General features: G+C 39.0%; 7 protein-coding genes, 1 tRNA gene and 1 pseudogene. 3 read left to right on the top strand and 6 right to left on the bottom strand.

The window, feature by feature from the left end:
• The first annotated feature begins 94 nt into the window (after positions 1-94).
• A tRNA-Val gene (locus Xsze_RS18645) sits at positions 95-170 on the top strand.
• A gap of 199 nt (positions 171-369) precedes the next feature.
• Here Xsze_RS18645 and Xsze_RS18640 read toward each other — a convergent pair.
• From Xsze_RS18640 to mtnK, 3 genes are read right to left on the bottom strand one after another with little or no spacing between them, the layout of a single operon-like run.
• Positions 370-1,014, bottom strand: a complete 645-nt coding sequence (locus tag Xsze_RS18640; protein WP_038237042.1) for an L-fuculose-phosphate aldolase — start codon at positions 1,012-1,014, stop codon at positions 370-372.
• A gap of 20 nt (positions 1,015-1,034) precedes the next feature.
• Positions 1,035-2,141, bottom strand: coding sequence for an S-methyl-5-thioribose-1-phosphate isomerase (mtnA, locus tag Xsze_RS18635; protein ID WP_038237039.1), 1,107 nt, complete (start codon positions 2,139-2,141; stop codon positions 1,035-1,037).
• A 9-nt stretch (positions 2,142-2,150) separates the two neighbouring features.
• A complete protein-coding gene (mtnK, locus tag Xsze_RS18630; RefSeq protein WP_038237037.1) occupies positions 2,151-3,416 on the bottom strand; it encodes an S-methyl-5-thioribose kinase in 1,266 nt (421 codons plus the stop codon).
• 244 nt (positions 3,417-3,660) lie between these two features.
• Between mtnK and Xsze_RS18625 the strand changes: the two genes are divergently transcribed.
• Positions 3,661-4,032 carry a hypothetical protein gene (locus Xsze_RS18625; protein WP_141557187.1) on the top strand — a complete coding sequence of 124 codons (372 nt, stop codon included), beginning with the start codon at positions 3,661-3,663 and terminating at the stop codon, positions 4,030-4,032.
• 255 nt (positions 4,033-4,287) lie between these two features.
• Here the strand turns inward: Xsze_RS18625 and Xsze_RS18620 are convergent, their stop codons facing one another.
• The gene (locus Xsze_RS18620; protein ID WP_099139163.1) at positions 4,288-4,653 is read right to left on the bottom strand and encodes a YkgJ family cysteine cluster protein; all 366 of its coding nucleotides are present in this window, start codon (positions 4,651-4,653) and stop codon (positions 4,288-4,290) included.
• 450 nt (positions 4,654-5,103) lie between these two features.
• On the opposite strand from Xsze_RS18620, the gene Xsze_RS18615 reads away from it, so the two are divergent.
• Positions 5,104-5,967: a tetratricopeptide repeat protein gene (locus Xsze_RS18615; protein ID WP_038237035.1), complete on the top strand. Its 864-nt coding sequence runs from the start codon at positions 5,104-5,106 to the stop codon at positions 5,965-5,967.
• Positions 5,968-6,134: 167 nt separating this feature from the next.
• Here Xsze_RS18615 and Xsze_RS23405 read toward each other — a convergent pair whose 3' ends face one another.
• Complete coding sequence (locus Xsze_RS23405) at positions 6,135-6,329, bottom strand: isocitrate lyase/phosphoenolpyruvate mutase family protein (RefSeq protein WP_071991768.1); 195 nt, start codon at positions 6,327-6,329, stop codon at positions 6,135-6,137.
• Positions 6,271-6,777: pseudogene (locus Xsze_RS22880) on the bottom strand (isocitrate lyase/phosphoenolpyruvate mutase family protein). The gene Xsze_RS23405 and the pseudogene Xsze_RS22880 overlap by 59 nt, the downstream one beginning before the upstream one ends.
• Positions 6,778-6,831 lie beyond the last annotated feature (54 nt).

Genomic DNA, 6,831 nt, shown 5'->3' with positions numbered 1-6,831 from the left:
CGTTAGCTCAGTCGGTAGAGCAGTTGACTTTTAATCAATTGGTCGCAGGTTCGAATCCTGCACGACCCACCATTCAGGTATGATGACATGAAGTGGGCGATTAGCTCAGTTGGTAGAGCATCTCCCTTACAAGGAGGGGGTCATCAGTTCGAATCTGGTATCGCCCACCACTTCATCTCAATGCCTTGATTCTCTAAATGACACTTCTCTAAAATGCCCTTCCATAAAACACCATTCACTAGCAAAACGCCTGAGTCCAGTCCCAACAAATTGATATCTGTGAAAAATCAGAAGTTGAAATTTTTCCATTAATCAGCCTATCTCCTTGGCCTCTTGGAAAATAGGCGCCTGTTTTCTGAATGCACGTTGCTATTCTGTTTTTAGTCCGTAATTTTTGAATTTTTCCAATACTCGCTGTATTTCTGCCTGCGAAAGTACAGGTATATTGCCCGCAATCGGAAGCACTTTTAAATACAGTTTTGCCAGTATTTCAACCTCATTTGCCAGCCACAGTGCTTTTTGCAGGTTAATTTCCATGGCTATCATACCGTGATGTTGCATTAGTAATGCCTTGCTGTGCTTGATCCCCTCCCGTACCCGCTCAGCCAATTCGGTTGTTCCGAAAGTCGCATAGGGAATGCAAGGAATATGATCAGTTCCTGTGACCGCTATCATGTAATGAATGGCGGGAATCGCATGATTAAGTATTGAAACAGCGGTGGCATTAACAGCATGATTATGGACAACAGCATTGAGTTCATCGCGGGATTGATAGCAGGAGAGATGAAAATGCCATTCGCTTGAAGGTATTTTCCCTGCCTCATATTCCCCTTCATTATTGATAAACACAATTTGCTCAGGAGTCAATTTTTCATAGGGTATGCCGCTTGGTGTGATTAAAAAACCGTCTTGATAGCGAGCGCTGATATTGCCCGATGTGCCTTGATTTAACCCAAGTGCGTTCATTTTTAGGCATGTTTCTATAATTTCTTGGGCGATATGTTCTTTATTCATTATTTTCTTACCTTGGAAGGTCAGGATGATGGCTTACCGCACAAATCAGGGAAAAGCATCCGCAATCCTTCTTCAGTGGCATTGCAGAAACCACGTTCAGTGATCAAACCGGTTACCAGTTCGGCGGGAGTGACATCAAAGGCATAATTTCCACAGGTAGTTCCGGATGGTGCAGTATTGACCCAACTTCGACCCCCTTCAGGTGTCAGGCCATACACGTGAGATTGTTCCTCCCCTGAACGTTGTTCAATCGGGATTTCTTTTACGCCATCCCATACGGAAAAATCCAGAGTAGGGGATGGCAAGGCAACATAAAAAGGCACCTGATTGGCTTTGGCTGCCAATGCTTTCAGGTAAGTACCAACCTTGTTGCACACATCACCCCGGGCTGTTGTACGGTCTGTGCCGACAATACAGAGGTCCACCTTACCATGCTGCATTAAATGCCCGCCCGCATTATCTGCAATTAATGTATGTGGCACACCATGTGAGCCCAATTCAAAAGCGGTTAATCCCCCCTGATTACGCGGGCGGGTTTCATCAACCCAAACATGCACTTTGATCCCTGCATCATGTGCCATGTAAACAGGTGCCAAAGCCGTTCCCCAATCTACTGTTGCAAGCCAGCCAGCATTGCAGTGAGTCAGGATATTGATCGTTTCATCTACTGATTTGGTTGCTGCGATCTTTTGGATTATTTTTAACCCATGCTCACCAATTTTGCGGCACAATTCTACATCTTCATCCGCGATTTCATTGGCAATACGATAAGCTATTTCTTCGCGCAATGAAGGTTTGATATGTTCAAGGGCACGATATGAACGATCCAAGGACCATTTTAAGTTAATCGCAGTCGGACGAGTTGTCACCAAAGCATCGTAAGCTTGCTGAAGATTTTTATCGTTGCTTTCCTGACGCATTGCCAGAGCCATGCCATAGGCAGCAACAGCGCCAATTAAAGGCGCTCCCCGCACCCACATTTCTTTGATTGCCGTTGCAGCATCTTTCATCGTGCGTAATTGAATGATCTGTATCTCGAAAGGCAGTTTGGTCTGATCGAAAATTTCAACAGTATGACCATCGTCAGCAAGCCAGACAGAGCGGTAATGGGTATCATTAATTTTCATATCAGTCTCTTAACATTGGGCAATATAACGTTTAATCAGAGAAAAATTGTGGTATTTCTCCCTATTTACAATCAATTCTCTCGCCAATTTCAGCGCGCTTTTTTCACACGTGGCGCGCTGATCCTGATTTTCGATCTGTGCGAAATCAGCGACACCTGCAAAGCCAATGATACGGCGGTTTATTTCTAATCCTGCGTAAGCAAGTGTGTCTTTAAATAAAGTAGATAAAAAATCATTTTGTGCGGTTTTCAGGAAAGACGAATCGAATGTACCTTGTTGATAAAGTTCAACGGGGTAGGCATCTCCTGTCTCTTTCTCAACCCATAATTGACGAAAATGATGTTCAAATACGGACCATGTTGTTTCTATTTGTTCTAAAATCCACATCTGATAATCGACACATTGTGCGTGAGTTTCACGCAAAGGGGGCTGAGCAAAATAGGCCATCCACAAATTGCCGAAATAGTTACCGATATCAAATGCCATTGGTCCCATAAAGCTAAATTCTGGATCAATAACTTTGGTGGAATCTGGTGTCACCATGATAGAGCCAGAATGAAGATCACCATGCAATAGAGCCTGAGCTTGTGTCATAAACTGATATTTATAAAACATAACAGCCTGAATCAGTGCCCGATCTTGCCAAATAAAGTCAATTTCATTATCAAGTTGGGGAGAGGACCAACTATTTCGTTTCGCATTAAAATAAGGTTCTGTAAAAATGAGATCTTCAGTGATTTTGCACAGTTCATGATTACCGGCAAATTGGGCTGTCAGATCCTTTTTCTCTTTACAAGGTAAATGAAGATCGGAGGTATGAAATAACATATTGGCGAGAAATTTACCAATGTCTTCCGCAAGATGGGGAAGTTTTTCTCCAGCAATGAGGCAATTACGTAGAATGATATGTTGCGATAAATACTCCATCGCAAAGAGCGCCATTTCCTCATCATAAAAATAGACATCGGGAACATACTCTCCGGTAAATTTATTCTCTTCAGTCAGAGCATGGTATTCAAAATATGAACGGGAGAGAGAAAGTGGCCATAATTCTCCTGCTGCTCTAACATAAGGTAAGGCCTGCTTTACAACAATCGTTTTTTCTGTCCCGGAAACAATAAAGACTAAATTGAGATTTCCATCGCCGACTTCTTCTATTTTCCACGTTTCAGGAGAACCTCCCGGTGAAATTGTTGTAGGTAGATTTTTAGTTAGATAATGTGGCAAAGATTCACAAGTTTGTGGGATATACCCCTTAGATATATAAGCAGACATCATTTTTCATCCTGATACTTTCATGAAATAGCGTTCATAAATTGCACAGCGATAATTCATTCTGCTGTAATGAAAAATTACAGTTGAAACTATAATTTTTAGAAATTAAGTTTTCTGTGATGAAATTAACAGTTTCTCTTTGGTATTTCGCTGAAAAATTTGGTTTTTTAATTGTACTAATGATGTGGGATGATTAACATTTTCATTATTTGTAATGGCAAACTCATATAATGGATGGAAATAAATGAGTGTTTATGATGATGATAGTAGGTGTAGTTTAGTGAATTTATTGGCTGAAATTCCTTCTGTAACAGTCCCTCCCGGTTGGAATTTTATTGCGACTATTGCAGTGGGAGGGCTGACAGAGATCGGTTTTTCCCGGATAACAAACCATTTGCTCATTATTTCTTCATCAGGCCGCAGTGTTATTGATTGCACTATCGGAGAACGATTGGCAAGAGATTGTGAAGACGATGGGGATTGGTATAATGCGCATGAATTAACATGTCAGGGCATTGGCCCGATAAGCAATGAAACGGTTACAATAGCCGGTTTATGTGGCGGAGGCTTACCATTAGCAAATCAGTACGGTGAAACATTGGAACGCACTGCCTAAAATTGGCCAATTGAAGAACTCTATTTTTGTCAATTGAACTCTTCTCCTTTTACAGCGCGTTTTCAAGCTGGCTGTTACCATATTTCATCAGATTATATAACTTGTTGTGGTTTTTCATGGAATGGTGAATTTATCGTGATGGCAACCTCCAGTGATGTCACAATTTGGAACAGACATTTATGACAGAAAATAGCCTGCCATTATTCTCTAAAAATTCTTTGGCGCTTAATTAATGGGCAGGCAATATATTGATATTTACGGTTTAGGCAATGGAGGAAGGCCGTATGCGGCTCTGGCTCTATCACAATGCTCATTGTAGTCGTCAGTTTCCCAAGCGTGGGAAAATTCTCTGCAAGGAGAAGGTCTTTTGTCATAGATAGAGCAAAAAACGGATTGACCGACTTCACCACATAAATTAATGCACCGTGGATGAAGTTCATTTGTGCCTTTCATGCAACGCATAAAATGATTCAGTTTTTCTGTTGTAGAAACAGGAACTGTACCTCCTCCGTCTTCGGCTTCTGCCCAATAAAAAGAAACGCGAAAAAATGCGCAACAAGCCCCACAATTTATACAAGGATTATCTTGTTGCTCTGAATGAGAAATGAATGGTTGACTCATACCAGATGCCACTATCTGATGTTTAATATATATTTTCCGTCTTTCAAGTTGCCGCTTTGTTGGCTGCATCTTGAAATCCAATGGGTATCAATAATAATACCTTATCTTCAAGATCGCATATTTCACGATAGAAAAATGATCTCTTGAAAAAGATTATGTGGCTAAATGGTGTCATTATTCAAGATAAATATATTTTATATTGAGCTAATTAAAACTATTTTTCTAATTATTTTTTGTGATATTCCGATAAATTTATTATATTTCATGTTATTATTATATTTGTTAATAATCTGAGATTTTAGTAACACAGTTCAGGGCAGTTTTATTAATCGTATGTGTTTGTTTTTTTAATATTAAAAAGCTATTTCACCTTTAAGGTGAGGTAAACTAAAACTGTTTATAATCATAATCGTGATATAGCCTCAATTTTCTTATGTTATAGGTATATAAATGGGATTAATATTACCCGCTGAGATAACTCAGGTTTCTATTGATACAGATAATGAATATGCTGAACATTTTCCTTTGGGGCTAATTTCTTTTGAAGAATATCAATTAGGAAATGGAGATAAATTTGCTTTATATTGGCCGATAGGTCATGAACAGTCTGAACCGATTGTCACTGAATTCTGGCATGATGAAGGCAGCATAAAACCGGCATTTTCATCATTAGCATTATTTTTACAGCTAGCATCAGAGTTAGATGAAGAAGATGGGGATTATCCTGATCACCCAGATTATCAACAAGATAGTGCATCACCTCAGGCGTGTTTGATTGAAGCCCGCCATTTACTGCAATCAGGTGAATTAATTCAATCCATTCATTTCTTAGAGAAAGCTATACAGAGATTACCTGAATACACAGAGGCGGCAGCTTTATTAACAAACCAATATATCAGAATGGAACAATATGATGATGCTTGTAAAATGGCTGTGCAAACTTTAATCTCACCGCCTTCTTTTGGTGTTAATCAACAAATAGATAGAATTTGCTTCTGGTTATCGACACAGAAAAAAGAGTCAGCTTTTTTGAAAGAAGATCCAATATGGCAGCGTAGAGCTGAATTATCTTCATTGCCAAAAGGAGGCGATAAATTTAACAATATTTATGCATTGTTAAGTGAATCCATTGAAATTTATATAGAAAATAAACAGATTATTCAAGCACTCACCTTGATGCAAACTTACCGTGAATATATGAATGCAGAAACATTTTCCTTTCAGGAGCGTAACCATTTTAATTCGCAGGAGTTTTATCTGCGAAAAATAGAACTATCTTATTTATTGCCAAATGGACCGCGTATTCTTAGATAATCTTTATTTTTAACCCCATTTATTTGTAATAAATGGGGTATTATTATATTTTGGCAGCCAGTATGGTATTCAAATCCATGTAACCTAATTTTTTCTGATCATTAGATAATAAAACACTTTCAGATAAAAATCTTTTCACCTCAGATGGGGTAACCCCATAGGCTTGCTCAGCAAAAAAAAGCACTCCCTGAAATTCGATTCACACCCGCAGCGAAAAATGCTTCTGCATTTGAAGTATTAGAGAGAACCATGATATTCAGTGAACCATTAATTTGTGAGCTAATGACTTTACAGACATTTAAATCAGCCAGTCCGGGAATAAAAATACAATCTGCGCCAGTAGAAAGATAAAAGATAAGCATTGGAACGGGTAATTAAATATTCTGGATCACGGCTTTCATTTAATAACCAGGAATCTATGCGAGCATTGATGAATAAATCATAATTTAATTTATTGGCAGCGGCACGCAAGGATGAAATGCATTCCGCACCTGCTTCTATTGACAATGATTTTCTATTTTTAGAATCTTCAATATTAATGCCAGCACATCCGACAGAATATAAATTCTGGGTGAGGCTGACAATATTTTAACTATCGCTTAACAAACTATCTTTAATATTGGCAGTAACAGGTAGATCAGTGCTGGAGATAATCAAATCAAGCACTTTCATGATGATTTTCCTATTGGCTAATTGATTGTCAGGATAGCCTAATCTCCAAGATATCCCTGTACTGGTTGTTACTATTTCTATTACACTGTTTTGTTCTGCGATACGGGTACTCATGACATCCCATGAGTTGGCTAACATTTTGGAACTATCCTAGATGCTCTCAGTTATCTAGGACAGCCCCTTATATTTTAT

The sequence above is a fragment of the Xenorhabdus szentirmaii DSM 16338 genome (assembly GCF_002632585.1).
GTDB lineage: Bacteria > Pseudomonadota > Gammaproteobacteria > Enterobacterales > Enterobacteriaceae > Xenorhabdus > Xenorhabdus szentirmaii.
Note: the sequence above shows the minus strand (reverse complement) of the source record. Positions and strands in the feature narration are given on the sequence as shown.

Coding starts and splice junctions, on each gene's coding strand:
- Xsze_RS18640 (WP_038237042.1), bottom strand. CDS start 1,014: ATGAATAAAGAACATATCGCCCAAGAAATTATAGAAACATGCCTAAAA.
- mtnA (WP_038237039.1), bottom strand. CDS start 2,141: ATGAAAATTAATGATACCCATTACCGCTCTGTCTGGCTTGCTGACGAT.
- mtnK (WP_038237037.1), bottom strand. CDS start 3,416: ATGTCTGCTTATATATCTAAGGGGTATATCCCACAAACTTGTGAATCT.
- Xsze_RS18625 (WP_141557187.1), top strand. CDS start 3,661: ATGAGTGTTTATGATGATGATAGTAGGTGTAGTTTAGTGAATTTATTG.
- Xsze_RS18620 (WP_099139163.1), bottom strand. CDS start 4,653: ATGAGTCAACCATTCATTTCTCATTCAGAGCAACAAGATAATCCTTGT.
- Xsze_RS18615 (WP_038237035.1), top strand. CDS start 5,104: ATGGGATTAATATTACCCGCTGAGATAACTCAGGTTTCTATTGATACA.
- Xsze_RS23405 (WP_071991768.1), bottom strand. CDS start 6,329: ATGCTTATCTTTTATCTTTCTACTGGCGCAGATTGTATTTTTATTCCC.